This is a genomic window from Natrinema sp. SYSU A 869, from assembly GCF_019879105.1.
Lineage (GTDB): Archaea > Halobacteriota > Halobacteria > Halobacteriales > Natrialbaceae > Natrinema.
In genome coordinates this window covers 2339034-2365590 of the sequence record NZ_CP082249.1, presented here as the reverse complement: position 1 = coordinate 2365590, position 26557 = coordinate 2339034, and the positions used below count along the sequence as shown (strand labels likewise).

Below are 26557 nucleotides of genomic sequence, written 5' to 3'. Positions count from 1 at the left end.
GCTGACAGTCACTTTGGAATCCGAACTCACGCCCCCGTTCGACCTAGAATCGAAAGTAGAAACGCACAACGTTCAGCGGCCCCTCTATTCTCATATGAGTCAGACCATCACCGTCGAAGGCATGTCCTGTGAGCACTGCGAACAGACCGTCGAAGACGCGCTCGAGGGAGTGGAGGGCGTCGAATCGGTCGACGTCGATCGCGACGCGAAACGAGCCACCGTCGAGGGGGCTGCAGAGACCCAGGCACTTGTCAGCGCGGTCGACATCGCCGGCTACAACGCGAGCGCGTGATCGCCGTCGCAGTCAGCGTCCGCGCCTCGATTTCTCGTTCGGTCCGTTCGAATCACCCGAGGTCCGCGTCCTCGAAACGTCGGTAGCCCACGATAACGGGAACGAGCCCCCACGCGAGCAACACGACCACCGAGAACCAGTCTGCGAGGTAGAACGGGACCTCGCCCGCGAGCCGGTTCGAGAGCTCGAGCGTTTCGGGCGAGGCGGTGGCAGGGACGTCCTCGAGTGGGAACTCGGGGACCGCGTCGACCCGCTCGTCGAGGACGGCACCCGCGAGGACGCGGTAGGCCTCGAGCGGGTTGAGCCGCTTCAGGAGGAAGTACCACGACTCGGCTCGAATCCCCGGGAGCGAGACCGTAACCGCGTAGTAGATCCCGACGACGACTGGTTTCCAGAAGAACACCATCCCCACGAACGAGCCGATGGTGAGCGTCCGCGCCCGTCCCTGGGTCGAGGCGGCGGCCGAGCCGCCGACCGCGAGGGCCGTGAACGTCAGCCCGAGCAGGACGCCGGTCGCCACGAACCCGGCGAACGTCAGCGCGTCGGGGACGCCGTACAGCGCCACGACGAGGACGCTGGCCACGGCGAATCCGACGGTCAGCGCCGTCCCGGTAACGAGCAGCCGACCGGCGAGTTTGCCGGTGACCACGTCCCTCCTAGAGAACGGGTAGCTCAACAGCACCCGCAGGCTCCCGGACCGACGCTCGCCGACCACTGACATGTAGCCAGCGACCAGCGCGATGCCCGGGACGAACAGTTGCGCGAGCATCGCGACGCCCGAAAGTGCCATCGCGGCGTCGACGGTCACGGGCTCCGGGAAGAGCTGTTCGGCCGAGAGCAGCGACATCACCAGGAAGGCGACGAAGACGGCGATGAGCCCCCAGAGCAGCCGCGATCGCGCCGCGTCCTCGAAGTCCTTCCGGGCGACATCCCGCCAGGTGACCGTCATGGGACCACCTCCTTGCGCACGGCGACGTCCGCCGTCTCCGATTCGGGACCGCCGTTATCGGTCGTGTACGCCGTGAACACGTCCTCGAGCGACGCCTCTTCGGAGTCGACGTCGAGAATATCGACGCCGGCGTTCGTCAGCCGAGTCACGACTCGCGCTTTCGCACGCGAATCCGAGCACGCGACCCGGAGAATACCGTCCGTCAACCGTACCGAGTCGACACCGTCGATATCGGTGAGCGTGACGTCGATATCACCGATCACGCGCAGACAGAGTTCGGAGCCGGCCCCGACGGTTCTCCGCAACCCTTCAACGGTGTCGACGGCGACTAACTCGCCCGCGGACAGGATACCGACGCGGTCACAGACTGCCTCAACCTGGCCGAGAATGTGGCTCGAGAAGAACACCGTCGTCCCGTTCGCGGCTTCCTCGCGGACCAGTTCCCGCATTCGGCGAATCCCGTGCGGATCGAGCCCCGAGGAGGGCTCGTCGAGGATGAGCAGGTCGGGATTACCGACCAGTGCCATCCCCAACGCGAGCCGCTGTTGCATGCCCTTTGAGTACTCGCCGACCGACCGGGTCGCGTCACGTTCGTCTAATCCGATGCGGTCAAGTATCGCGTTGGGGTCGTCATCGGCGTCTGCCCACTCGATCGCGAACTCGAGGTGGCGGCGTCCAGTCAGGCGGTCATAGAGACTCATTCCCTCGGGAAGCACACCGATGCGTTCCCGAATCGCCTCCGACTCCTCGCGGGCATCCGCGCCGAGTACCCTCGCGGTTCCCTCGGTCGGGCGCACGTAGTCCAACAGCATATCGATGGTCGTGGACTTCCCGGCCCCGTTCGGGCCGAGGAAGCCGAACACTTTTCCCTCCCGGACGTGCAGGTCGAGGCCGTCGACAGCCACGACGTCGCCGAAGCGCTTGGTCAGGTCGTCTGTCTGGATCGCAGTCATCACCCGCCTGTACCGGCGCGGACCGCATGGGCCATGCTCCGAGTATACTGGGACGGTTTATATCCCCCGTCGGGCGATCGGTGACCCGCAGTTCGAGGCCGACCGAGACTGGTCGGAAAAGTGGACGGTGGACAACACTTTATCGAATGCTGGTCTGGTCGTCGCTAGGCGCATGCGAGAAGCCCACGTGACACTCAGCGACCCGGCGTTCGATCGGATGGGAATTGCGGAGCTCGTCTCGATCAGTCGCGATGCGGGGGTTCTGGAGTTCGAAGAACTCGCGTGTCACGGGACCGGTGCCATCGGACAGGTCGCGGTCGAGACGCCGATCGACGAGGACCGGCTGTCCGACCTCGAGTACGTCGACTGGTGGGAGCGGGTCGCCGACTCGGAGGGGGAGTACCGGTACGTGATCGCGTTTACCGCACCGGCGCTCCCAGAGGGGCTCGCGGACCGGTCGGACGAACTGATCGGGACCTGTGAGCCAGACGTGACCGACCAAGGTGCCACCCTGTCGCTGGTCGGCTCTCAGGAGACGATTTCGGGGACCGTCGACGAGTACGAACGGGCGGGAATTTCGCCGGACCTGCGAAAGCTCGGGACGTACGACGGTCACGACCATCCGCTGGACGAACTGACCAACCGCCAGCGCGAGGCAGTTCAAACCGCCTACGAGATGGGGTACTACGAGGTGCCGCGAACGGTGACGACCGAGGACGTCGCCGCCGAACTCGACGTCGATCCATCGACGATCGCCGAGCATCTCCAGCGGGCCGAGCGGAACCTGTTGGGTCAGCACCTGTAACGAGTGCACATTGAGATCGGTGCTGCTCGTTCAAGTGGTCGGTCACGCGACGAGTGCAGCCGCGATCTCCGTCGTCCCCGCGAGCGGCATCGCGACGGTCGCTGCCGGGACGGTGTCCGCCCACCGTTCGTACGCCTCGTGGCCTGGGAACGCCCTGACGTACGGACAGACCGCGGTATAGATGTCTGCGTGCGACGGCTCGCCGTCCGGCGGCGCGACGGTATCATCAACACCGAACGAAACCACCGCTCCGTCGGGCGAGACCGTCGACACAGTGGTTCCCACGGCGCGCGCTTCGAGTATCGTTCCGTCCGGGCTTTCGGTTCGAATCGCGACCGGCCGCTCCGCGAACGCTGACAGGAGCACCGCGTCGTAAAACACTGGAAGTAGTACCGCTCTCCATCGATCTCACCCCAGTGAGCCGTCGCCTCGTCGGCATGGCACAGATCGTCGACCGCGATCGATCCGCCGCCGGTTCGGCGACGAATTTCGGTGATCCACTCCTCGAGCGTTTCGACCGATTCCTCGCCGAGGAGTCGTCCCAACGCTGTCTGCACGTCGACGGAAAGCGGTGCCTCGAGAACCGGGAAGTCGGATAGCCATCGATCGGTAGTCGAGTCGGATTCGCGCTCCTGGTCGCCAGTGGTACTGCCGCATGGACACGAGTCGTCTGCCATACTGGGAGATCGAGCGGCCACGGCTATCGGCGTACTTCCCAATTTGCTGGGGTCGTTTACAGTACCAAGAATCGGGACGGGAAGGAGGTCGAACCGAGCCGATCAGCAGATCAGTCAGCCGGCCGCGGTTCCCGCGGCGCGGAGACCCCGGAAGACTCGGGACCGAGAGATCCACGCGCCGGAGGAACTGCGCGTTGATCGCGACGATCACCGTACTGAGCGACATGAGCAGCGCCCCGACGGCCGGCGAGAGGAGGATGCCGATCGGTGCGAGGATCCCGGCTGCAAGCGGAAGCGCGAACACGTTGTACCCCGCGGCCCAGACGAGGTTCTGTTGCATCTTCCGGTAGCTCGCCCGGCTCAGTGTGACGAGCCGGACCACGTCCATCGGGTTGTTTGTGACGAGGATGATGTCCGCCGACTGAACGGCGACATCCGTCCCGCTCCCGATTGCGATCCCGATATCGGCTCTCGTGAGCGCCGGCGCATCGTTGACCCCGTCGCCGACCATCGCGACGGACTTGCCCTGCTCCTGTAGCTCCGTGATCTTCTCGTCCTTGTCCTCGGGCAGTACCTCGGCGAAGACCGTCTCGACCCCGAGGTCGGCCGCGACCGAGCGAGCCACGTCTTCGGAGTCACCGGTCAACATCGCCACCTCGAGCCCCAGTTCGTGGAGCGCGTCGACGACGCGGTAGCTCTCCTCGCGAATCACGTCCGCGAGCGCGAACGCGGCGACTGGTTTCTCTTCGCGGAAGAGGTAGACGACGGTTTGCGCGTTCTCCCCAGCCTGATCAGCGAACTGCTCGAGTTCCGCTGGCACGCCATCCTCGAGTTCTGAAAGGAGATTCGGGCCGCCCACGTGAATTCGTTCGCCGTCTACCGTCGCGCGGACACCCTTGCCTTTCAGCGCCTCGAAATCGGTGGCGGTCCGCCTCGTAACACCACGTTCGTCGGCTGCCTCGCGGACGGCCTGAGCGATCATGTGTTCCGAATCGCCCTCAACGGTCGCAGCGAGCGCGAGTGCTGTCTCCTCGGAAACGCCGTCGACGGTCGCGATATCGACGACTCCCTGTTCGCCCTCGGTGAGCGTCCCGGTCTTGTCGAAGACGACGGTGTCGAGCGTTCGGGCCTGCTCCATCGCGATGCGGTCTCGGACGAGCATCCCGTTGCGCGCGGCCAGCGAGGTGTTGATCGCGACGACCAGCGGAATCGCCAACCCGAGCGCGTGCGGACAGGCGATGACGAGGACGGTGACCACGCGTTCAATCACCGCCGAATCGAACCCCGTCGCGATCGTCCACGCGATAGCCGTGACGACGGCCGCACCGAGCGCGACGTAGAACAGCCAGCCCGCGGCGCGATCCGCCAGCGCCTGCGTTTTCGATTCGCTCGATTGGGCTTCCTCGACCAGGCGCATGATGCCCGCCAGCGTCGTCTCTTCTCCCGTCGCGCTGATCCGCACCCGGAGACTGCCGTCACCGTTGACCGTCCCGCCGACGACCTCGTCGCCCGATTCCTTTGAGACGGGCATCGACTCGCCGGTGATCATCGATTCGTCGACGTCCGAGTCGCCCGTTTCGATGACGCCGTCAGCGGGCACGCTCGCGCCCGGCCTGACGAGCACGAGATCGCCCTCCTCGAGGTTGCTCGCGGGAACCTCCTCAGTCTCACCGTCGTCGGTAATCAGTTCCGCCGTGTCGGGCATGAGCTTCGCCAGTTCATCCAGTGCGCTCGAGGCCCGCCGGACGCTCCGCATCTCGATCCAATGGCCCAACAGCATGATGTCGATCAGGGTCACGAGCTCCCAGAAGAACTCAGATTGGGTCGGTGCGACGACGCTCGCGAGGCTGTAGACGAACGCGACGGTGATCGCCATCGAGATGAGCGTCATCATCCCCGGCGCACGCTCTTGCAGTTCTGGGACGGCCATTCGGAGGAAGGGGACACCCCCGTAGGCGAAGACGATCACCGCAAAGACAGGCGTGATCCACTCGCTTCCCGGAAAGACCGGGGCCGAAAAGCCGATCCACGCCTGGAGCATCTCGCTGTAGAGGAGGACGGGAATCGAGAGCAACGTTGAGACGAAAAACCGCCGCCGGAACATGGTTTCGTGACCGGCGTGCATCCTGCCTCCGCCGCCGTGGTCGCCGTGCTCGTGGCCGCCGTGAGCCTCGCCAGTGTCGTGGCTGTTACCGTGATCCCCGCCGTGGCCGCGCTCACTGTGCCCAGCGTGGGCGCTGTCGCGCTCCTGTCGATCCCGAATCTCCGCTCGTCCCCGTTCGGCGTCGTCGGCCTCGTCCTCGAGCAGCGATCGTTCGACCCGATCCGATCGCTCGCCGTCGTCTCGAGCGCTGTCGGCCGGCTCCGGATCGTCCTCGGTTCGGCGGTCGTGATCGTCCACGAGTCAGTCCTCGAGCATTCGAAACGTGCTCATGAACCAAGGAACTGAGGCCGGCTACTCCCAGGAAGCGGAGCGAGGGCGCGTATTCGGCCGGATGAAAAGACAATTCCCGCCCCGCCGCCAATACGCCAGCATATGCGAATCGCCGTTCCCAACAAGGGCCGCCTGCACGAGCCGACGATCGACCTCTTAGAGCGGGCGGGGCTCCACCTCGAGAACGGGGCCGACCGGAAACTCTACGCTGACACCGTCGATCCCGACGTGACGGTACTGTTCGCCCGCGCAGCCGATATCCCGGAGTACGTCTCCGACGGCGCGGCCGATCTCGGCATCACGGGCTTCGATCAGGTTCAGGAGGCCCGCGTCGACGATGTCTCGGAACTGCTCGACCTCGAGTTCGGGCGCTGCCGGCTCGTTCTGGCCGCCCCCGAGGACGGAGAGATAGACGGGGTCGAGGATCTGGCGGGCAAGACCGTCGCGACCGAGTTTCCGAACATCACGGAAGACTTCTTTGCGGACACCGGCGTCGACCCCGACATTGTCGAGGTCTCGGGCGCGACAGAGCTCACGCCCCACGTCGAGATGGCCGACGCCATCGTCGACATCACGAGTACCGGGACGACGCTGAAGATGAACCGGCTGGCCGTCGTCGACGAGGTCCTCGCGAGTTCCGTCCGACTGTTCGGTCGGGAGGACGTCCTCGAGGACTCCAAGGTCGGTGAAGTCAGGACCGCCCTCTCTTCGGTAAAACGCGCCGAGGGCAAGCGCTACCTGATGATGAATGTGCCCCAAGACCGACTCGAGGCCGTTCGCGACGTCATCCCGGGCCTCGGTGGGCCGACGATAATGGACATCGCCGACGAGGAAGACGAGAAAGCGAAGGTCGCCGTCCACGCGGTCGTCAACGAGCGAGACGTCTTCGAAACGATCACCGAAGTCAAAGCGGCCGGTGCGAGCGATATCTTAGTGACCGAAATCGAGCGACTCGTCGAGTAATCGGGTCGATCGGGCTCGAGGGCTCGCGTCAAGCGGAGGTCAGGGTACTCGCGTTGGGCGGAGGTCGGAGGTCAGGGCCGGACTACTCGAGCCGGTCGGGTTCGAATTACTCGAGTCGGCTGGCGATCGGGCACTTGAGCGAGTCGAACTCGAGGAGGGATTCGAACGCGGCGCAGTTCGCCGCCGGGGCGACGAGGCTTTGTACCCGATCGTAGCGGACGATATCGTGTTTTTCGAGCAGCGGGAGATGCGTTTCACAGAGGGACGTATGGATCCGCTGGCGCAGTTGGTGGATCGTCGTCCCGACCGTCGGATCGTGCTCGGCGTCGGCGAGTCGGCTGACCAACGTTCGCACTGCGATCGGATCGACAGCGGCGAGTACGCAGCGAACGACTTCGTGCCGGCGGTCGCTGTCGAGGACGTGACGGATCGTCTCTTGCGGGAGCGGGCGACGGCCGATCGCGCCGGCAGTACCGGGGTGAAACCGATCCGAGGCGGGCGGCGTTCGATCTGGGTGGATCGTCATAGGCACGTGAGAGTCAGGGACGGATACCCGGATAAACGCGAACGTTCGTTTCGATGAGTCAGCATCGATTCAGGCGATTCGGGCTCGCTGGGGCGGGATTGAACGATCGATAATTCGGTGAAAGCGACCAGAGTGCGATCGACTATTGACGGAATAAGAGACGGATCGAAAACGAAGGCGGATCTGCGGGCGAGTAAGCAGTTACTAACAGCGCACTACCAGTGGGTGATGGAAAAACGAGTTCCACACTCCCGGCAGAGACACGTCGATCGGCCGACCATCCACGACGCGTCCGGTCGCGGACATGGGCACGCTGGTGACGTCGGCACCGCTCGAGTCGATCGAACGACAGAGAACGGCGGTGCGTTACTCGAGCAGGCCGAGGTCCTCGAGTCGGGAGACGATCTTGTCGACGGCGTGTTCGGCGTCGACAGGCTTTTCCCGCCGGTGATGACGAGTTTCCCGGACCCGAAGAGCAGTGCGACGACTTCCGGTTCGTCGAGTCGGTAGACGAGGCCGGGGAACTGCTCGGGCTCATACTCGATGTTCTCGAGACCGAGGCCGATGGCGATCGCGTTCAGGTTGAGGTTGCGGCCCAGATCGGCCGAGGTGACGATGTTCTGGACGACGATCTCGGGGTCTTCGTTGACCTGGATCTGGAGTTCACGGAGTTTGTCGAAGACGATACGTAGGCTCTCGTGGACATCGTCAGTGCTTTTTGCGCCGGTACAGACGATCTTCCCCGACCGGAAGATCAGGGCTGCGGATTTTGGATTCTGGGTTCGGTAGACGAGACCGGGGAACTGCTCGGGGTCGTAGTCGGCCCCCTCGAGGTCCATCGCGACACTCTGGAGGTCGAGTTCTTGCCCGATGCCGGTCGACGCCACCACGTTTTCGATGTTGATGGTGTCCTTCGGATCCGTCATTAGTCGCTTAAAAGGACGTATTTAAGATTTATAAAGGTTAGTACCGCCACCTGATATATCCGGTTTATACGCTCCGTGGCATATTCATGGATCGCCAATTTCCGGGTGCTCGACAGGCCAGAGATGTGATATTTGGTATCGTGCATAGTCGGCCGGTTCACGGAAAGCGGTAGGCTCATGGCCGCGCCGACGCGACAGTCGGCCGTGTATCTGCTCGAGCTCGGCGGCGAGGACGACGCGTTTGCGGCCCGCGAGGCGGCCAGCGCGGCGGCCGGAATCCGCCGAATTGCGCCCGGGCTCGTCGTCGCAGGGAGAATCGTCCCCGAGCGCGTCCGTGGACTCGCCTACACCCACCGTGCGAGCGAACTCCTCGGCCGGGGCGACGCCGACCTCGCGAGCGCCCGCGCCGTGCTCGAGGCCGCCGCAATCGACCGAGAGGGATCGGTCGCGGTGCGGGCGACGGACGTCCACGGCTCGAGCGATGTGAGTACCGAGCGCGCGGAACGCGAACTGGGACAGGTACTGGTCGATCGCGGGTTTTCCGTGGATCTCGAGGACCCCGACCACCTCCTTCGGGTCGCGTTTTCGGCGGGGAAACTCGAGGGCGATGCGGAGGGGAATGCGCTCAAGCGTACCGAGAACGAACTCGAGCGCGTCGCAGGCGACGGTCGCGAGGAGTCGACGGGCGAACGCGTCTCCGTCTGCGCGCTCGGCTGGCTCGAGGCCGAGAGCGTCCGCGATTTCGGAACTCGGGCACCGACGGATAAACCGTTCTTCCAGCCCGGCAGCATGGATCCCTTACTCGCGCGCGCCGTGGCGAACCTCGCAGGCGCTCAGGAGGGCGCGACGATTCTGGATCCGATGTGTGGCACCGGCGGCGTGCTCGTCGAGGCGGGGCTGGTCGGTGCGGACGTGATCGGTACCGACGCGCAGGCGAAGATGGCCCAGGGGGCGCGGGAGAATTTGGCACACTTCCTCGAGCGCGAGGAGCCCTCGCCGACCGGCGCACGTCGGGGCTCATGGCACGTCGGCCGCGGTGACGCGATGCGTCTGCCGCTGGCAGACGACGCCGTCGACGGCGTCGTCTTCGACGCACCCTACGGCCGCCAGTCGAAGATCGACACGCATCGGCTCGAGGACCTCGTTGCGGGCGCGCTCGCCGAGGCTCATCGGGTGGCTCCGCGAGCGGTCATGATCGCCGATCGGTCGTGGGCGAGCGAGGCGCGCGCAGCCGGCTGGGAACTCGAGTCGGCGTTCGAACGGCGCGTGCATCGGTCGCTGACGCGGTACGTGATGGTGCTCGAGCGGCGGTCGCCGTAGCTTCCGTTCGTTCCGAAGCGAGTAGTTGGGTGACTGACCCGACGAGTACGCTACTATCGTGGTAACACGGAGTTGCCACCCCCTCCCCAACCGATTTCGTCTCACGGGTGCGGCGCACCCGTTCGACTGTTCGCGGAACCTGCGATTCCGCGCTAACACTCACTCCCGCTGGTCGTTCGTTCATCCCTCGCACAGCGTTGCGTCGCGGTTCGTCGACGATGAACCGCGCCCCAGCGCGTGCCACCGCATAAAACGAGAGACCGTTAGTCTTCGATCTCGTGGACGCGATCGCGAAGCCGCGCTCCCTTCTCGGTCTCGACCGAGAGATCGGGAACGGGAACCTTCTCACCGTTCTCGTCGATCGCGACGAACGTGAACGTGGACTCGGTCGTCTTCTCGGTCTCGCCGCTTCGGGGCTCCTCGCGCCAGGCTCGTAGCGCGACGTGGACGCTCGTCCGACCCGAATCGTAGACGTAGGCCTCGACGAGGGCCGTGTCGCCGATCTGGATCGGACGTTCGAAGTCGAGTTCGTTCACACGGGCGGTGACGCAGGTCTCGCCGGCGAATCGCATCGCCGACATCGCGCTTACCTCGTCGAGCCACTTCATCAGATTCCCGCCGTGGAGCGTGTCGTTGTTGTTCGCGTGGTTTGGCTGTACGCGAAACCGATTCTCTATATGCGTCTCGAGAAGCGTTGGCATACCTGACCTTCGTCCGGCGATCGGATAACGGTCTGTACCGAACCCATATTAGCCGGAGAATCCGACGATTTCGTGACTGTCGCCTCTGAACCGGGGACATGGTCGGTCTCACGCTGTCGATAGCGTCGATCCGGAGCCGACTCTCGAGAAGGCTGCCGTCGACTGAGCCGTCGTCCGGACGACGTCGTCAACCGAGTTCCGCCCGCTCGAACCGGTGAACGGTGACGACGGCGCTGACGATGAGGAGTCCGGTCCCGATCACCGCATCGGGAGGGGACGAGCCGGTAGCGACGACCCATACGACGAGCGCGCCGATAGCAATCAGGAATGCGTCGAAAAAGCCCTCCCAGAGCGCAGACGCGATGGCCGGCCCGAATCCGCGAAGCAAACACTCGGCGACGACGACGCCGCCGACCAGCGACGCGAGGAACACTGATCTCCCCATCGGAGATTCGCCGATGGTGGGCGCGACGATGAGCAGAACCCGAACCTGCGGGATGAGAGCGAAAGCGGCCCAGAAACGAGCCGCCAGTGAGATTGGGTCCGACTCGTCGCCCGAGCTAGTCGATTCTTCGAGCGACGAGGAAGCCTGAGACGACGCTTCCGACTCGAGACCGGCGAGCCGTTCGTCGAGAGAATCGTCCGTCATTAGAATGGTCTCCGATGCTGAGTATGGTCGTCAGGCGTCTCGGCCGAGTTCTGCCAGCAGATGTGAGACGTGAACCCGATCGCTCGTCCCTCGTGCATCTCGAAGTCGATATCAGCTGCGAGCCGATGAGTCTTGGCGAGTTGGTCGCCCTGATAGCGTTTGCGAGCGATGCGGAGGATGGCCTCGAGGACCTCGTTGCCGTCTAACCCTCGTCGACGAGTAGGTCGTCGAGCGTCGATCGGGCGTCAGTGAACTCGCCGGCCTCGGCGTCGTCGAGCATCGACTCGATCTCCTCGTCCAGACCGACCTCGCCAATCGTCTCGTAGGCCGCGCTCATCGTGAGTTCGCCCTCATCTTCGACGGTTGTCTGGGCTGCCAGGATCGCCTGCCGGAGGTTGCCGTTCGCGTAGCCCGCGACGAACTCGAGGCCGTCGTCGTCGTAGTCGACACCCTCCTCCTCGACGATGCGCTCGAGGACGGTGACGATCTCCTCGCTGGTGGGCGAGGGCAGGGAGACGGGGAAACACCGCGAGCGGATCGGCGGGATGAGCTTGGTGGGCTGGCGCGTCGCGACGATAAACTGCGTCGTCCGGTGGTGTTGCTCCATGATCCGGCGCAGGGCCTGCTGGAAGTCTTCGCGGACGTCCTCTGCGTTGTCGAGCAGGATTGTGGTATAGCCGCCCGAGACGGGCGCGTAGCTCGCGGACTCCTTGAGGACGTGGTTGATCATGTCCCGCTTTGACATCGAGGAGCGCCCGACGAGGAAGTGCTTGAAGCGGGGGTCGTTCTTGATTTCGGTCTTGGTCCGGCCGAAGAAGTCGGCGACGTTGATCTCGACGAAATCGTTGTCCGGATCGTCATGTGCCTCGCGGGCCAGTGCGCGCGCTGCGGCCGTCTTCCCGCTCCCGGGGGGCCCCTGGAGGAGGAGGTTGATCGGCTCCTCGACGGCCCGCTCTAAGTACTCGCGGGCGTCGTCCTGTGGCAACTCGGCCAGCTCCGGGGCGTGGGTTTCGGTCCACAGCGGCGCGTCCATCAGCAGCAGATAGGTGCGGGGCGGGTAAGAATCGGTCGGTTACTCGTTGGCCGATTCGGCCGCCGAGTCGTTGGCATCGGACTCGTTGCCGCTCTCCGTGTCGGCCACGTCACCGATCGTGAACGTCGTTTGTACCGGTTCGTCCTCGAACTCGATCGGCGACGCCGAATCGACATCGTCGGGACTGCCCGCATAGAGCGTCGCCATCAGCTCGTCACTCTCGTTGATCGAGGCGTTCTCCGAGAGATCGACGGTGACGTTTTCGTGTTCGCCGGGTTCGAGTTGGCCGCTCGTGCTGACCACCGATCCGTTGTGCTCGATGGCGACAAATCCCTGCTCGGGAATCGCAGTGGCGACCGTCACGTTCTCGGTGGTAGCATCGTCGACCGTCACGCTCGGGTCGGTGTGGAACTCGAGGTCGATCTCCGTGACCGCGCCGTCACCGTCGGTATAGACGCCGATTGTCCGATTACCCGGCGGTGCACCGCTCGTGTCCGTCTCGAAGGTCACGGTCCGGGACTCGCCGCCCTCGAGTTCCAGCACCCGTTGCTCGAAGACGGTACCGTCGATGCGGACCGTGATAGACTGTTGGGTCTGGAATTCGGTCGGGTTACGGATCGTCGCGTTCACCTGAATCGTCTCGTTGGTCGTCGCCGTTGCGGGCGCGTCGATCGATTCGACGGCGAACGAATCGCCGAGCGCGTTCTCATCGGTCGTCGTCACTGTCGCAGTGTCGCTGACCGGGAACCCGTCCTCGAGATAGGGCTGGTCCTCCTCGCCGTCGGTCTCGTAATAGGCGAACGAGTCGTCGCCGGTGTCCCGGTGGACCGTCGCCGTCAACTGTCCGACGAGTTCGCGGGTCGCGTCGTCCTCGCGCTCGATGGTCACGTTCTCGTGCGTACCGGCCTCGAGGTGCTCGGAGACAGCCAGCGGTTCGTCGCCGCCGTCGGTGAGCACGATGTAGCCGCCGTCGGAGAGGGAGACCTCCTGAATCGTGACGGTCGTCCCGTTGCCCTGCTTGTCTTCGAACGTGATCGACGCCTCGGGGTCCTCCTCGACGCCGAAGATGGCGGGGGCCTGCCCGACAACGATACCGGCGGCGAGCACGATCGCGATCGCGATCAGGATCGCGACGATCCGCTTGAGCGTGCCGAACGTCAGTCTCGAACTCATTGGGGGTGTCGTCGTCGTCCTCTTGGAACTCGACCGACGTAAAATGCGTAGTCTGTTCGCACGATGGCGAACCGTTCCGAGACGGTTTATCCCTGCCCGATAGCGGTTTCCGGCGGGGGGCGGTGGGTTTGGCACTCCCTACCATGGTTCTGGGACGAGAGAGCGAACCCTCAAACGGTCCCAGTGACGGACCCGAACACCAGCGGGGGTCCCGCGTGCGGTTCGGAACCGAGATCGGCATGCGGGCTCGAGCGATCCGAAGCCGGTTTAGTCGCGGCCCGCCGAGGGGCTACCGATGCCACTGCGCGTGACGTTTCTAGGGACGGCCGGGGCGATTCCGACGACCGAGCGGAATCCGAGCAGCATCTTCGTCGCCCGCGAGGGCGAGGGGTTGCTGTTCGATGCCGGCGAGGGAACTCAGCGCCAGATGATGCGGTTCGGGACGGGGTTTTCCGTCTCACACTTGTTCGTCACGCACCTTCACGGCGACCACGTCCTCGGGATTCCGGGCCTGCTTCAGACGATGGCCTTCAACGACCGCGAGGAGCCGCTGGCGATCCACACGCCCCACGGCACGCGCCGTCAGCTCAAGTCGCTGGTGAACGCCCTCGGCAACCAGCCCTCGTTTCCCGTCCGAATCAGTGAGGTCGGCGGCGGCGACGTCGCCTACCGCGCCGAGGAGTACGAGGTCCGCACGTTCGACACCGACCACGACACGCGCTCGGTCGGCTACGCGCTCGTCGAAGACGACCGGAAGGGCCGATTCGACCGCGAACGCGCCGAGGAACTCGGCGTCCCCGTCGGCCCCGAGTTCTCGCGGCTCCACGAGGGCAAGTCCGTCGAACTCGAGGACGGTACCGTCGTCGACCCCGAGCAGGTAGTCGGCGAGCCCCGTCCCGGTCGTTCGATCGTCTACACCGGTGACACCCGCCCTACCGAGGCGGCGATCGAGGCCGCTGACGAGCCCGACCTGCTGATCCACGACGCGACCTTCGCCGACGACCGCGCCGAGCGCGCTGCCGATACCGCCCACTCGACGGCCCGCCAAGCCGCCGAAATCGCGAATCGAGCCGGCACGGATCGACTCGCGCTGCTGCATCTCTCCTCGCGCTACGCCGGGCAGACGGACGCCCACCTCGAGCAGGCCCGCGAGGTCTTCGCGGGCGATGAGACGAACGTGTTCGTCCCCGACGACGGGCAGAGTCTCGAGATCGCGTATCCGGACGGCTGATCGACGCGTCTCGCGATCGTCTCCGAGACGCTCCGCCGATGGGTTCCCCGTTGCTCGAGTGTGATACCGCGGGTCGATCGGTTCGAAATCAGTAGCCGCGTGATCGATGACTCAGACTTGCCGAAGGAGTTCGAGGACGTCGGAAAACCCGATTCGACCGTTCTCATCGAAGTCGAACTGCTCGGGATTGTCCTGAACGCCGGCGGACTCGATGTGTTCGAAGAAGCTGTCGACGTCCTCGTGAGTGGTTTCCCCATCGCCGGTGACGTCGTTGTAGCGCCCGTCGCCGGTCGTGTCTCTGGCTTCGTACTCGCCGACCGGGATCGTCTCTGGGTCGGAATTGTCCTCACCGCCGCTCTTCTCCGCGACGACCGCCGCGTACTCCTCGATGAGATGCCCGGATTCGCTCGCGTACAGCTGGAATCCGTCGTGGTCCTCGGTGTCCTCGAGGACGACCTGCCACGGGAGGACGGCGTTGCAGTCATACTCGTCGGCGACGTCGTACCACTCGTCGAGGAACTCGGTTCTGGTCTCGAGCCCGTGTTGCTGTGTATCGACGTTGAATTCACCGAGATAGGCGGGCTTGCCGATCTCCTCGTGGGCGTCGACGACACGGTCTCGGATGTACGCCGCCCCGTCCTCGAGCGGGAAGTCCCAGTGGTCGGGATACAGGTGGAACGAACAGGCGTCGATCGTGTCGATCGAGTGGTGGCCGACGTAGTCCTGGCCATCCCAATCGTCGTTCGGGTAGTCGTCCTCCCAGGTTCCGTAGTAGTGGCCCTCCGACCCCGTCGAGACGAGGTGGTTGCCGTCGAGGTCCTTGATGTATTCTGATATGTCGGCGAACCAGTCGCCGAGGGTTTCGCGATGTTCGGGCGGTTCGAGGTTATCCATCTCCGCGGGCACATCGCTTTGCTCGAGACGCGGTTCGTTGGCCAGTTCCCACAGCGCGATCGTCGGATCCTCGCGCCACTCGATTCCGCTGTAGGTATTCTCCCGAGTGAGGATCGTCTCGACGTGGTCGCGGTACATACCGCGCGTCTCGTCCATCGTGTAGAACTCATAGCGGGACTCGGCACCCGCCCACTCGGCGTACTGGAGCATCCCGCCTTCGTGGTCCCAGTTGTCCACGAGCGTCGCGATGAGCCTGATGCCGCGCTCTCTGGCCGCCTCGATCAGGTAATCGAGGTTCTCGAGGGCGTCCTCGTTGTATTCGCCGGGTTCCGGCTGGAGTGAGAGGGGGCCGTCTTTGCCCTCGCCGTGGGCCCAGAACCGCACGAGATCGATGCCCAGGTCCTGAAAGAGATCGAAAACGTCGTCGACGCACTGCTTCGTTCCTTCGTAATTATCTGTTATCCAGAAGTTGTTCGCCCCGTTGAAGTAGACCGGCTCGCCGTCGACGACGAACTCGGTCCCGTCCGTCTCGACGTATGCGAGGTCGTCGGGGTCGGTCGTCGGTTCCGTCGCGGCCGCCGCCGTACTGGCGGCGAAAGGGGCAACCATCGCGCCCGCACCGATCGCTTTCACGAAGCGGCGCCGCGTCGATCCGTTCTGTCGATCGATTCCGTACTCGTCTGTCGTGCGTTTGTCCGAAGTCATGTGTTCAGGTCCTCGTCGGTCGTTCAGTGGTCATGTGGCTCGCTCACCGGCCGGGTCGTGATCTGTAGACTCTTCGAAGTCCTCGATGGGCACCTCAGGTCCGCCGGAGCAGTTCGAGAACGTCCGCGAATCCGGTTTGACCATTCTCATCGAAATCGAACTCCTCGGGGTTGTCCTGAACGCCGCCGGACTCGAGGTTCTCGAAGAACGCGTCGACGTCTTCGTGGGTCGTCTCCCCGTCTCCATCGACATCGTTGTACAGCCCGTCGTCGTCCGTATCCCGCGCCTCGTAGTCGCCGACCGCGATCGTGTCGCTCCCGTCGTTGCCACCGCCGACGATCACGTCGTCTTTCCTCTCCTCGAGCCACTCGCGGATGAACCAGCCCATCTGTTCGTCTCCGTCTTTCAGTTCCCAAGGTTCACCGGCCCCATCACCGGGCGAGTCGAAGAACGTTGGTGCCCACGTGTCGTCGAAACACCAGGCGATCCAGCCCATGTTCTCGTAGGACTCTAGCCACTCGCGGACGGGTTCGCCCCACCCGCTCGTCGTGCCGAATTCGACGCTTTCTCGGAAGTCTTCGTCGGGATCCCAGCCGAATTCGGTAATGATAACGGGGACCTCCTCGGCGGGCGCACCGTACTCGGGATCGAACGGACCCACCTCGTACGTATCACCTTCGTCTCCCCGCTCGAGCGTGTCATGTGGGAGGCCGTTGTCCGGGTATATGTGGCCGGAATAGATCAGATTCTCCCCGTCGAAGGGGTACTCGGCGGCGAATTTCGTTCGGGAGGTCCAGTCGGGTGAGCCGATGATGATCGGCGTCTCGGGTGCCTCGTCCCGGATCGAGTCGACCCACGACTGGGCGGTGTCGCGCCAGAGCATCCACTCGTCTTCCCTCGTCTGGACCGCCGAACCGTGTTCCCCGTAGGTCGACCACGTGACGGGGAGCGTCGGTTCGTTGAACAGTTCAAAGAGGACGTTTTCGTCGTCGGCGAACGCCGGAGCCACTGCGCTCCAGAACTCCGTCAACAGGTCGTCGGTGCCGACGTGGGGATCGAAGCCGAGGTCATCAAGGCTGTCCGCCCAGCCGTCCTCGACCATTCCTTCCCCGTGACTCAGGGCCTCCACGTACGGTCGAATGAGATGGAAGTCGATCATCGCGTAGACGCCCCGATCGGCGAGCACGTCGACGGCCGGCCGCAGGAGTTCATCGACGACGTACTGCATCCCTTGCTCGTGGACCGCGTCTTCCACGACCGGCAGTCGGACCGTGTTCGGGTGCCACTCCGTTCCGTTGGTCGCGTGCTCGAGGATCTCCTGCTGACTCTTGGGGTGTATCGACTCGAGGTAATCCAGCGACGCCGGCGAGACTCCACGGGGTTTCACCCGCTGTCCGTCACCGGTAACAATCCATTTCCCGTCGGTTTGTAGGCGCGGTGTCGGATTATCGACCGCCGCTGCGGATCCACCCATCCCACCGAGTGCGAGGCCAGCCGTCCCGACGCCCGCCGCTTTCACGAACGCCCGTCGCGTTGGTCGCAGTGATCGCTGGTCCACTCGTTCGGTTGGCCGCTTCTCGCCCGCACGATTATCGGAACTCATAGTATACTAACTACTTCAACTTATTTCCAAGTGAAACCTTCCCCAAATAAAATGTCTCTGAGAACGGTCGGTCTGTGGCAATCAATCCGTCGAAACGGGTACCCGATCGCAGCCGGGTCGACGGATCGAGATATCGATCAGAGACTAGTCCGTCTGGACCTAGACGTTCCGAAGCAGTTCGATGACGTCCGAGAACCCGGTTCGGCCGTTCCCATCGAAGTCGAAGGCATCGGGGTTGGTCTGGACGCCGTCGGACTCGAGGTTCTCGAAGAAGGCGTCGACGTCCTCGTGGGTCGTCTCCCCGTCACCGGTGATATCCTCATAGCGTCCGTCTCCGTCCGTGTCCCGGGCCTCGTAGTCGCCGACCGCAATCGAATCCGAACCGCCGTTCGTCTCGGGGAGGTCGTCGGTGCGTCGATCGGCCAGATACGTCTGCCACCACTCTCCCTGGTAGTCCTCGCCGCCGAGGAGGTCCCACTTCTGGGTATCGTCGGCGGAATCGAACATGATCGGCTGCCAGGCCGGGTCGAAACACCAGATTTGGGGGTGAACGGTGTCGTACTCATCGAAGAACGCCTCGAACGCCGCGCCGTCTTCGGATGTCGTTCCCGTGAGGGGGGTCCCAGCGTCGCCCTGATAGCCGAACTCCGTGAGGAACACTGGGACCTGCTCGGACGGCTCGCCGAAGTAGTCCCCGAGCGGCCGCAGCCCGTCGTGGCCGGCATACACGTGGCCCGCGTACGCGAGATTTTCTCCGTTGAACTCGTGGTGTGGTGCCCAGTAGGTGTACTGGCTCCACCGCGGTGAGCCGATGATGACGACGTTGCGCTCGGCGTGGTCCCGAATGGTGTCGACCCATGGCTGGGCGGTCTCGCGCCACTCGAGCCAGGTCTGCTCGGCGTCAGCACCGTGAACGTCGTACTCCTCGCCCGGCTCCTGGCCGGCGTAGGGACCGATCGGCTCGTTGTACACCTCATAGAGAACGTGAGAGTCGTCGGCGAATTCGGGAGCGACGGTGTTCCAGAACAGCCGGACCTCCTCGTCGAGGTCGGGATCGGTGTACTCGAGACTCGTGTCTGAGTGGCGATGGTAGTCGACGATGCAGTAGACGCCGACCTCCGTACAGTACTCCACGACCGGTCGGAGGTGATGCTCGATGTAGGCCTCGAGCTGTGCCTTGGTGAACGTTCCCGGATCGACTTCGTTCTGGGGCTCACCGCTCACGCTGCCATCGTCCGTGTCGACGGAGACGATGTCTCCGGTCTGGACTGGGATACGGATAATCCGCGCATACCAGTTCCTGTTGGGGTCGGTCGCGTGATCAATCGTCGCCGAGAGTGGCCGACGCCACGACCGTGCCGTGCGCGCGGGGTCGATCACGTTGACACCGCGGAGCACGACCTCGTTTCCAGTCGGATCGCGGAGCACGTTCCCGTCGCGCTCGAGCCACGGGGTTTCGATTCCTCGGTCGGCCGTGCCGTCAGCGGCGCGTGCGGGGTCAGCCAGCACACTGGCCGCTACGCCGGCCGTGCCGACGCCGGCCATCGCGAGAAAGCCCCGTCGGGAGTGGCGTGTGCGACTCGATTCAGGGCTGCTCACCGCGTCGGAGTCGGTTGCGTTTGGTGGCGATCGATCGCCGCGGGTCGTTGGTTCGTCGCTGTTCCGTTCTCGTCGTATCTCGTGTTCGTTCATGGTCATGGTCGTGTGCTGTCTCGCTGTTGTCGCTGTGATTGCTGTCTCGGTCGCTCGTCGCTGCTCGGTCGCCAGTCAGACATCCCGAAGGAGTGCGAGGACATCCGCAAAGCCGACGCGGCCGTTCTCGTCGAAGTCGAAGGCGTCAGGGTTGGTCTGGACGCCATCGGACTCGAGGTTCTCGAAGAACGCGGTGACGTCCTCGTGGGTGGTCTCCCCGTCACCGGTGACATCGTCGTAGCGACCGTCGCCAGTCGTGTCCTGGGGCTCGTACTTGCCGACCTCGATCGTGTCGGTAGCCCTATCGATATCGACCGTCAGCTCGGCGGTGTCGTCGGGAGCTGTGAGGGAGACGGATTCGGTCGTTTGCGCCTCGCCGACCGTCACCGTCACCTCGTGGTCGCCCAGATACGCATCGGTCGTGTACTTCCCGTCGGCGTCGGTCGATCCGGCCTCGTCCGTCCACCACTCCTCGAAGACGAGCTCCCGATAGATCTCGCCGTGTGCACGGAGCGTCCAGTCCTCGTCGTACAGCGCCGCCGACGGCCGCCAGTGCTGATTCGCCCAGAATCCCCAGTGGAGGACGCTCTCGAGGGCCTCGTGACTGTAGGCCGCGATGAGGAGATCGCGCATGTAGTCACGACGGGCCGCGATCTGGTCTTCGTCCATCGAGTCGTTGAGGGTAATGTCCAACTCGGTGATCTTCAGCGGGACGTCGAACGCGGCGAACTCGTCGAAGAGTTCGAGGAGGTCCGCTGGCGGGCGCAGGTAATCCACGCCGAAGTGGCCCATGAACCCGATACCGCCAATATCGGCCTCGATGCCCTCGAGCCACTCGAGGTACTCGTGGTACGGCTCGCGGTTGCCGTTGCGTGCCGAGAGGACTCGACCTTCATTGACCCACATGGGCGTCTCAGGAGCCTCGTCGATCGCCGCCGACCACCAGTCGACGACCCGCTCTCGCCCGAGGTCGTCGGTGATCTCGGGATACATCACCGGATGGTTGTGCATGTCCCACTCCAGCAGTTGCCCGTCCATCGCCGCGGCACGCTCGCGGATCGCGCTCTCGATCTCCGCGACGATTTCTGACTCGGACTGGCCCGTATCGACGCCCATGGCGTCGTACGTCCCCCACAGGAGCGTGTGCCCTCGAGTCGGGACATCGTGCTGATTGAGCCAATCGACCGCGGCCGTCGTATTCTCGGGGCCCAAGCTCGAGCCGAACTCGCCGTCCCACGCGCCCCGCTTGAGGCCGTTCTCCGTGACTGCCTCGTTGAAGTTCTCGAGGAAGACGTCCTGGTACTGCTCGTTCGAGGGCAGTTCATCGACGGCGACGGCGCTGCCGAAGCCGAACTCGTGCTCCTGCATCTCCACCTCGACCTCGGCGTCGGGGATCGGCTCGCCGTTCTCGTCGGTGGCCGTGACGGTGAGCGGTGCCCGACGAATCTCGTTGATCCGCTCGCGGGCCGTTTGCCGCCAAGCTGCATCCTCAGCGCGGCCGTCGTAGCCGAAATCGATATCGGAGTCGGGTAGGTCGTCGGTCGAAACCGATCCCCCGAACTGCAACAGGGCCAGGCCGCCGACATCGACTGTCTGCGAATCGTATCCCAGGAAGAACTCCGTCCACCAGTCGCCGGGATCACTCGTGTAGTCGAACTCGATTCGGAAGAAGAACCGACGCCACTCGCGAGGGAGCGAGGGGGTAGCAGCATTGACCACCTCGCTGGTTTCGGTGTTGTCCTCGTCCTTGGCGGTGTACTGAACGACGCCCTCGGTTGCACTCGCTGGCCCCTCCCGAAGATATGCGACGCCCAACAAGACGTCGCCCGCTTCCACACCGCGGTCCTCGACCGTCGCGTTCAGGATTGCGTCCCACGGATCGGAGACGTCGTCGCTGACTTCGAGGCGCATCGCCTCGTTGAACGGGAGATCATCCGGGGCCTCAATCGCCGTCGCCTCGACATCTCCGATGACGTCGTAGGCGTCCATCGTCTCGGCCTCGCTGTCACCGTAGCAGAACTCCCCTTGCGGGAGTCCGCGTGCTGCGAGGTCATCCGCGAGGGTCGCGTAGTACGGATCGTCGATGTCCGACCACGATTGGGCCGCTGCCGTCGACGCGACGACGTAGCCTGTTCCGAGTGCCGCAATCGATCCCAGTACGGACCGGCGACCGAGAGTCCGCCTCGGCGTGTCCGAACCGTTCTTATTGAAGTGCAAGTGAGTTTCTTTCATACCTTTTAATTCCAACGTGTCAATTTGGATTTGTTTTCGTATAGTTCGTTCAAATGGTGTGCAGACAGAACGCTTGCTCACGGACCGGAAGGCCCGTGAGCGTCCCCGGGTCCCCAACAGCTGGTTCCCCGACGCGAACGCGTTCCGACTCCGTCACCAGTCCGCCACTCACTGAGTGACGCTCAGATCTTCCGCAGCAACTCGATGACGTCCGCAAAGCTGACCCGTCCACTCTTGTCGAAGTCGAACTGTCCGGGGTTGTCCTGGACGCCGTCGGACTCGAGGTTCTCGAAGAAGGCGTCGACGTCCTCGTGGGTCGTCTCCCCGTCGCCGGTGACGTCTTCGTACAGGCCGTCGTCGTCCGTGTCTTGGGCCTCGTGGCTGCCGACCGAGATCGTCTCGTCGCCGTCGGGATCTTCAGGGTCGCCGACGGTCCTCGTGTCGAACGGCACCGTATCGTCCTTGTGCTCCCCGAGCATCTGCTTGAGGTACACGCCACTGTCCTCGCCACCGATCAGGGTCCACTCACAGGGTGGGTCTTCGCAACCGACCGGAATGTCCTCAAATGACGTGTCGTAGAAGTTGTCGTTGACGAGGTCGAGTTCGCCCTCTTCGGTCTCCCACGGAACCTCGAACATTTTCGGCAGCCAGCGGACGTCAGCACACCAGCCGACCCAGCTGATTCGGTCGTCCTGCTCGACCTGATCGAGGAAGGGAACGCCGTATTCGGGGAGCGTGCCCTGACCGGTGGTCGTTCCGCGCAGCCAATGGGAGACGTCCGCGTTGTTGATCCAGCCGAATTCGGTGATAGCGACGGGGTGATGGTCCATCGCGTTCTGAAGCCCGGCCGCCTCATAGGCCTCCCAGCCGTAGCATGCTGGCTCGTAGGGGTCGTCGTCCACCGGGAGGTACGGGCTCTCGAGTTCCTCCCCGGTTTCGGCCTCGACAGCCTCGGGGCTCTGGTAGTCCGTGTCGTTGAACCAGTTGTTCATCTGGCTAACGTCGTGGCCCGCGTAGTTGTGCCAGGTGACGGCGATGTTGTCGTAGCCCGCGTCGTTGAAGTTCCGCCAGTGGAGCGCCTGGACCGACTGACACCAGCCGGGGACGCCGACCAGCAGAACGCGGTCGGACTGGTACTCTCGGATCTTCTCAATGATCGGGCCCATGAAGTCGTCGAGGAACGTGTCCCAGAGGGGCTTCTGTTTGAATGCTCCACAGCCGTCGACGGGACCCCAGATACCCGGTGCGGTCGGCTCGTTGTACGGTTCGAAGATCACATGAGGCTCGTCGGCGTACCGCTCGGCTACCTCGTCCCAGAACATGAGGACCTCGTCGAGCAACTCCTGGTTGACCGTCCAGTTCTCGTACGCGTACGGCGTTCCCTCGAGGTTGCCCTCGTTGAGACCCTCGACGTAATCGTCGCCAGGGGTGTTCTCGATGTACGTCTGATCGACGTACCCCCAGGAACCCGGTTCGTCCTCGCCGAACATCTCGTGGCTGTTGTACGCCCAGTAGTTCGTGTAGTCGCTGTTGTACGGCAAGTGGTTCTCGGCGTACGAGGGCTGCTCGATGCCCGGTGGCTGCTCGTGCCAGTGCCGGTGATAGTCGATGATGCAGTAGACGCCACGCTCCTTGCAGCGCTCGACGATCGGTTCGTAGTAGTTGTCGAGATAGTCCTCGAGTTCCGCCTGCGTGAACGCCGACGGCTGCGCCGGCCGTTGCTTCCGCCGGTCGCTGTCGACCGCCTGCGGAGACTCGAGTTCGCCGTATTCGTACTCGGGCCCGGTGTGACCCATCGGATGTTCGCCGATGTCCTGTGGTTGGGCGGGAACGCGGATGACCCGCGGGTGCCAGCCCGCCTCGTTGTTCGTCACCATATCGAGGAGCTGTTCCGGCGTCTTCCCGCGAAGGTTCCGCGTCCGGTGGAGTCGCTTCGGATCGGGAATGCTGAGCCCCCGCATCTTGAACGTCTCGCCGTCCTCGTTGACGATCCGGTTATCGCTGCTGACCGTCAGGTTCTGGAACTCGTCGATCCCTCCGGCTGCCGCAGTACCGGCGAAGCCGGCGCTCAGTCCGAGGCCGGCAACGCCCGCGGCAGCAGTCGTTCGCATCACGTTGCGCCGAGTGAGAGTGATCGGCGACGTTCCGTCGGTCTCCGCTTGCGCAAGGACGCTCCGGCGCGTGTTCTCGTTCGTTGCTGTCGATTCGTCCGTCTGCTGTGTGGTATCGTGCGATTGCATTGGTGTTTCCTCACTGATTCGCGTGTCTTCGTCCGCAGTGTCTGCGATTCGCCGCATATTGGTACTCTATAATATTGAAATTAACTAAATATCTAGTTATTTTATTTTAATCCGAGAACATGACCGAACTCACAGAACGGCCATCGTCAGCGCAACCGGGACAGGTTGCGGACGTCTGTGAACTGATTCGGTCGTTTCCGGTGACATCGTCGGGGTCTCCTCGAAGGCCGTCAGATTCGAAAGACGGCCCGCGACGATAGTCCCCGACCGATGTCGGAAAGCGTGATCAGGCGACCGTGATCTCGACCTCGTGGGTGGTCTCGCGTCCCCGCTGGTCCGTCGCAGTGAGCGTCACCGTGTAGGCCCCACTGGAATCAAAGGAATGGCCGGCGTGCCAGCCGCTGGCAGTCGTTCCGTCATCGAAGTCCCACTGAAGTCCGTCAATCCAGATATCGTCGGGGGTGTTGTCCGTCGCCCGGACGTCGATGCGCTCGCCGGCGTCGACATCTGTAGCGCTCGGATCGATCGTCGCCAAGTGGTCTACCTCGAGCGGAATCTCGCCGTCGACCGGTTCCCACGCGTAGAGGTCCTCGTAGCGGGGCTCTTTGTCCTTGTTCGTCCACTGTGCGACCCAGTTCTCACCGTTCCAGTGGACGTGGTCGCCTTCCTGATAGAGCGTGTTAGTGTCCCACTCGGGGTAGTCGCCGTCATTTCCGTCGCCATCGTCCGTGTCCGCGGTCGTGGCAGTAACCGTCGCGGCGTCGGTCTCCGTGCCGTCTTCACCGACGGCGCTGACACCGATCTCGTAGGTGGTACCGGACTCGAGGTCGGTGACAGTGGTACTGGTCGAACTCAGGGTAGTTTCTTGCTCGCCGTCAACCCAGACGTTGTACTCGACGGCGTTCGGATCGGAACTCCATGCAACCTCGACCGATGTCTCGGTCTCGTCGACGACCTCGAGTCCCTCGGGCGTGCTCGGCGGCGTATTGGCTTCTGCGATCGTGGCAGTAACCGTCGCGGCGTCGGTCTCCGTGTCGTCCGCACCGACGGCGCTGACACCGATCTCGTAGGTGGTACCGGACTCGAGGTCAGTGACGGTGGCGCTGCTCGCGGTCGTGGTTGTTTCCTGCTCGCCATCAACCGAGACGTTGTACTCGATGGCGTTCGGATCGGTGCTCCACGCGACCTCGACCGACGTTTCAGTCTCGGCGACGACCTCAAGATCCTCGGGGACGCTCGGCGGTTTGCTGTCCGGCTCGCCGTCACCGACGGTGAGCATCGCCTCTTCGACCGTCGGTTCGATAGCAACGTTGTCAACATTGTCCTCGAGTCGGATAATGTCGACATCGACGACGGTTTCGCCGTCTGCCACACCCTCGAGGTCGATCCGACCGAACTCGATGTCAGTGGTCCCAGCGTCGACGGGATCGAGCGCCTTGAGTTTCGCGTAGTCGTCTTCGACCTCGACGGTCTTGAACATCTCCTGAGCGTCAACAAACAGTTCGCCGAGTTCGGCATCGGCGAAGGTCGCAACGTCTGGATCGATACCGACCTCAATAGTGAATCCGACCACACCGTCCGGCGCTTCGCTCAGGCCGAGGTCGACGGCCGTCGTCTCGCCCGGATCGATCACCGCATCGTCGAGGTTGACCGTGAGCGTGGGCGTCTCCGGCTCCGCACCGGTGACCGTCGTCGCCTGAACCGTCACCGTCTCGGACATCGTGTCGCCCTCGCCGAGAGCGCTGACACCGATCTCGTAGGTGGTGTCTGCCTCGAGTCCAGTGATAGTTGCGCTACTCGAGGTCGTCGTGGATTCCTGCTCGCCATCGACTGAGACGGCATATTCGACAGCGTTCGACACGGGGCTCCACGCGACCTCGACCGATGTCTCGTTCTCGGCGACGACCTCGAGGTCCGACGGCATTGCGGGCGTGACGGGCTCATCGATGACGTCACCGACGGTCAGTGTCGATGCATCGTAGTTGGCGCCGTAGATATTGTCTCCGTCGGGAATGGTCAGCATGATATCCACGAGCTCGATCTCAGTGGTGCCCTCACCCTGAGCCTCGAGGTGGTAGGTCGCCACCTCGTACCCGGTCTCGTTGATTCCATCCGGCGCGTACGGCTGGACACGGAGTTGCGAGACGGAGCCACCCGCCTCTTCGATATCCTCGTTGACGCTCTCCTCTAAATCGAGGGGGCTCTCCGGGAAGTAGTCACCACCTTCTACTTCGGTGATCTGGGCGACGTCCGGATCGAGCGCGATTTCGACGGCAGAGCCGATCGAACCGACAGGGGAGTTCTCGAGCCGGACCGTCGCAGTCGTCGTCTCACCGGATTGAATCTGTTCGTCGGCGATGTCGACCGTCACCGTCGGGCTGTCTGCTTGGGCCGCGACCGTCGACGTCCCGAGTGCGAGTGCACCCGCACTGGCACCGGCGGCCCGCATGAAGGTGCGTCGTGATGTGGACGTGTCCGTCGGGCGATCGGTTTCGGCGAACTGTTCCTCGTCGTGCGTATCGATGTCGTCGTTCATTGATATCTCTCCGTATCGGTTAC

General features: G+C 63.8%; 19 protein-coding genes and 2 pseudogenes. 5 read left to right on the top strand and 16 right to left on the bottom strand.

Annotated features, from left to right (window positions below; genetic code table 11):
* Positions 1–94: 94 nt before the first annotated feature.
* Positions 95–292 carry a heavy metal-associated domain-containing protein gene (locus K6I40_RS19870; protein ID WP_222915795.1) on the top strand — a complete coding sequence of 66 codons (198 nt, stop codon included), beginning with the start codon at positions 95–97 and terminating at the stop codon, positions 290–292.
* 52 nt (positions 293–344) lie between these two features.
* On the opposite strand, the gene K6I40_RS19865 is transcribed toward K6I40_RS19870, so the two are convergent.
* Positions 345–1241, bottom strand: coding sequence for an ABC transporter permease subunit (locus K6I40_RS19865; protein ID WP_222915793.1), 897 nt, complete (start codon positions 1239–1241; stop codon positions 345–347).
* Complete coding sequence (locus tag K6I40_RS19860) at positions 1238–2194, bottom strand: ABC transporter ATP-binding protein (protein WP_222915791.1); 957 nt, start codon at positions 2192–2194, stop codon at positions 1238–1240. Before K6I40_RS19860 ends, K6I40_RS19865 begins: the two co-directional genes overlap by 4 nt.
* Positions 2195–2381: 187 nt before the next feature.
* Between K6I40_RS19860 and K6I40_RS19855 the strand changes: the two genes are divergently transcribed.
* A complete protein-coding gene (locus tag K6I40_RS19855; protein WP_345779406.1) occupies positions 2382–2999 on the top strand; it encodes a helix-turn-helix domain-containing protein in 618 nt (205 codons plus the stop codon).
* 42 nt (positions 3000–3041) lie between these two features.
* Here K6I40_RS19855 and merB read toward each other — a convergent pair whose 3' ends face one another.
* Positions 3042–3380 carry an organomercurial lyase gene (gene merB / locus K6I40_RS28630; RefSeq protein ID WP_255681802.1) on the bottom strand — a complete coding sequence of 113 codons (339 nt, stop codon included), beginning with the start codon at positions 3378–3380 and terminating at the stop codon, positions 3042–3044.
* Positions 3381–3407: 27 nt separating this feature from the next.
* On the bottom strand, positions 3408–5801 hold the full coding sequence (locus K6I40_RS19845; protein WP_255682151.1) for a copper-translocating P-type ATPase: 2394 nt from the start codon (positions 5799–5801) through the stop codon (positions 3408–3410).
* Between the two features lie 411 nt (positions 5802–6212).
* Here K6I40_RS19845 and hisG point away from each other — a divergent pair, with 411 nt between their 5' ends.
* Positions 6213–7073 carry an ATP phosphoribosyltransferase gene (gene hisG / locus K6I40_RS19840; RefSeq protein WP_222915787.1) on the top strand — a complete coding sequence of 287 codons (861 nt, stop codon included), beginning with the start codon at positions 6213–6215 and terminating at the stop codon, positions 7071–7073.
* A 106-nt stretch (positions 7074–7179) separates the two neighbouring features.
* Here hisG and K6I40_RS19835 read toward each other — a convergent pair whose 3' ends face one another.
* Together K6I40_RS19835 and K6I40_RS19830 are read right to left on the bottom strand one after the other, a co-directional pair.
* A complete protein-coding gene (locus K6I40_RS19835; protein WP_222915771.1) occupies positions 7180–7599 on the bottom strand; it encodes a hypothetical protein in 420 nt (139 codons plus the stop codon).
* Positions 7600–7965: 366 nt separating this feature from the next.
* Positions 7966–8525, bottom strand: a pseudogene (locus K6I40_RS19830) (TATA-box-binding protein).
* 204 nt (positions 8526–8729) lie between these two features.
* Between K6I40_RS19830 and K6I40_RS19825 the strand changes: the two are divergent.
* Positions 8730–9845, top strand: coding sequence for a methyltransferase domain-containing protein (locus tag K6I40_RS19825; RefSeq protein ID WP_255681793.1), 1116 nt, complete (start codon positions 8730–8732; stop codon positions 9843–9845).
* 263 nt (positions 9846–10108) lie between these two features.
* On the opposite strand, the gene K6I40_RS19820 is transcribed toward K6I40_RS19825, so the two are convergent.
* The 4 genes and pseudogenes from K6I40_RS19820 to K6I40_RS19805 form a co-directional block, all read right to left on the bottom strand.
* Positions 10109–10546, bottom strand: a complete 438-nt coding sequence (locus tag K6I40_RS19820) for an acyl-CoA thioesterase (protein WP_222915767.1) — start codon at positions 10544–10546, stop codon at positions 10109–10111.
* Positions 10547–10733: 187 nt separating this feature from the next.
* Entirely contained in the window at positions 10734–11195 is a 462-nt protein-coding gene (locus K6I40_RS19815; RefSeq protein WP_222915766.1) for a hypothetical protein, read from the bottom strand.
* A gap of 30 nt (positions 11196–11225) precedes the next feature.
* Positions 11226–12228, bottom strand: a pseudogene (locus K6I40_RS19810) (AAA family ATPase).
* Positions 12229–12267: 39 nt separating this feature from the next.
* On the bottom strand, positions 12268–13401 hold the full coding sequence (locus tag K6I40_RS19805) for a CARDB domain-containing protein (protein WP_222915764.1): 1134 nt from the start codon (positions 13399–13401) through the stop codon (positions 12268–12270).
* A gap of 295 nt (positions 13402–13696) precedes the next feature.
* On the opposite strand from K6I40_RS19805, the gene rnz reads away from it, so the two are divergent.
* Positions 13697–14632 (top strand): ribonuclease Z, encoded by a 936-nt coding sequence (rnz, locus tag K6I40_RS19800; RefSeq protein WP_222915762.1) that lies wholly within the window; start codon positions 13697–13699, stop codon positions 14630–14632.
* A gap of 111 nt (positions 14633–14743) precedes the next feature.
* Here the strand turns inward: rnz and K6I40_RS19795 are convergent, their stop codons facing one another.
* From K6I40_RS19795 to K6I40_RS19770, 6 genes are all read right to left on the bottom strand, one after another.
* Positions 14744–16231 (bottom strand): cellulase family glycosylhydrolase, encoded by a 1488-nt coding sequence (locus K6I40_RS19795; RefSeq protein ID WP_222915760.1) that lies wholly within the window; start codon positions 16229–16231, stop codon positions 14744–14746.
* Between the two features lie 94 nt (positions 16232–16325).
* Positions 16326–17834, bottom strand: coding sequence for a cellulase family glycosylhydrolase (locus K6I40_RS19790; RefSeq protein WP_222915758.1), 1509 nt, complete (start codon positions 17832–17834; stop codon positions 16326–16328).
* Positions 17835–17993: 159 nt separating this feature from the next.
* The gene (locus tag K6I40_RS19785; protein WP_222915756.1) at positions 17994–19532 is read right to left on the bottom strand and encodes a cellulase family glycosylhydrolase; all 1539 of its coding nucleotides are present in this window, start codon (positions 19530–19532) and stop codon (positions 17994–17996) included.
* Between the two features lie 69 nt (positions 19533–19601).
* Positions 19602–21758, bottom strand: coding sequence for an endo-1,4-beta-xylanase (locus K6I40_RS19780; RefSeq protein WP_222915754.1), 2157 nt, complete (start codon positions 21756–21758; stop codon positions 19602–19604).
* Positions 21759–21940: 182 nt separating this feature from the next.
* Positions 21941–24055: a cellulase family glycosylhydrolase gene (locus tag K6I40_RS19775; protein WP_222915751.1), complete on the bottom strand. Its 2115-nt coding sequence runs from the start codon at positions 24053–24055 to the stop codon at positions 21941–21943.
* 229 nt (positions 24056–24284) lie between these two features.
* Positions 24285–26534 (bottom strand): fibronectin type III domain-containing protein, encoded by a 2250-nt coding sequence (locus K6I40_RS19770; protein WP_222915749.1) that lies wholly within the window; start codon positions 26532–26534, stop codon positions 24285–24287.
* Positions 26535–26557 lie beyond the last annotated feature (23 nt).

What these genes read in the sequence shown, in the direction of transcription:
- K6I40_RS19870 (WP_222915795.1), top strand. Translation starts at nt 95, where the DNA reads ATGAGTCAGACCATCACCGTCGAAGGCATGTCCTGTGAGCACTGCGAA.
- K6I40_RS19865 (WP_222915793.1), bottom strand. Translation starts at nt 1,241, where the DNA reads ATGACGGTCACCTGGCGGGATGTCGCCCGGAAGGACTTCGAGGACGCG.
- K6I40_RS19860 (WP_222915791.1), bottom strand. Translation starts at nt 2,194, where the DNA reads ATGACTGCGATCCAGACAGACGACCTGACCAAGCGCTTCGGCGACGTC.
- K6I40_RS19845 (WP_255682151.1), bottom strand. Translation starts at nt 5,801, where the DNA reads ATGCACGCCGGTCACGAAACCATGTTCCGGCGGCGGTTTTTCGTCTCA.
- hisG (WP_222915787.1), top strand. Translation starts at nt 6,213, where the DNA reads ATGCGAATCGCCGTTCCCAACAAGGGCCGCCTGCACGAGCCGACGATC.
- K6I40_RS19835 (WP_222915771.1), bottom strand. Translation starts at nt 7,599, where the DNA reads ATGACGATCCACCCAGATCGAACGCCGCCCGCCTCGGATCGGTTTCAC.
- K6I40_RS19820 (WP_222915767.1), bottom strand. Translation starts at nt 10,546, where the DNA reads ATGCCAACGCTTCTCGAGACGCATATAGAGAATCGGTTTCGCGTACAG.
- K6I40_RS19815 (WP_222915766.1), bottom strand. Translation starts at nt 11,195, where the DNA reads ATGACGGACGATTCTCTCGACGAACGGCTCGCCGGTCTCGAGTCGGAA.
- K6I40_RS19805 (WP_222915764.1), bottom strand. Translation starts at nt 13,401, where the DNA reads ATGAGTTCGAGACTGACGTTCGGCACGCTCAAGCGGATCGTCGCGATC.
- rnz (WP_222915762.1), top strand. Translation starts at nt 13,697, where the DNA reads ATGCCACTGCGCGTGACGTTTCTAGGGACGGCCGGGGCGATTCCGACG.
- K6I40_RS19795 (WP_222915760.1), bottom strand. Translation starts at nt 16,231, where the DNA reads ATGACTTCGGACAAACGCACGACAGACGAGTACGGAATCGATCGACAG.
- K6I40_RS19790 (WP_222915758.1), bottom strand. Translation starts at nt 17,834, where the DNA reads ATGAGTTCCGATAATCGTGCGGGCGAGAAGCGGCCAACCGAACGAGTG.
- K6I40_RS19785 (WP_222915756.1), bottom strand. Translation starts at nt 19,532, where the DNA reads ATGACCATGAACGAACACGAGATACGACGAGAACGGAACAGCGACGAA.
- K6I40_RS19780 (WP_222915754.1), bottom strand. Translation starts at nt 21,758, where the DNA reads ATGAAAGAAACTCACTTGCACTTCAATAAGAACGGTTCGGACACGCCG.
- K6I40_RS19775 (WP_222915751.1), bottom strand. Translation starts at nt 24,055, where the DNA reads ATGCGGCGAATCGCAGACACTGCGGACGAAGACACGCGAATCAGTGAG.
- K6I40_RS19770 (WP_222915749.1), bottom strand. Translation starts at nt 26,534, where the DNA reads ATGAACGACGACATCGATACGCACGACGAGGAACAGTTCGCCGAAACC.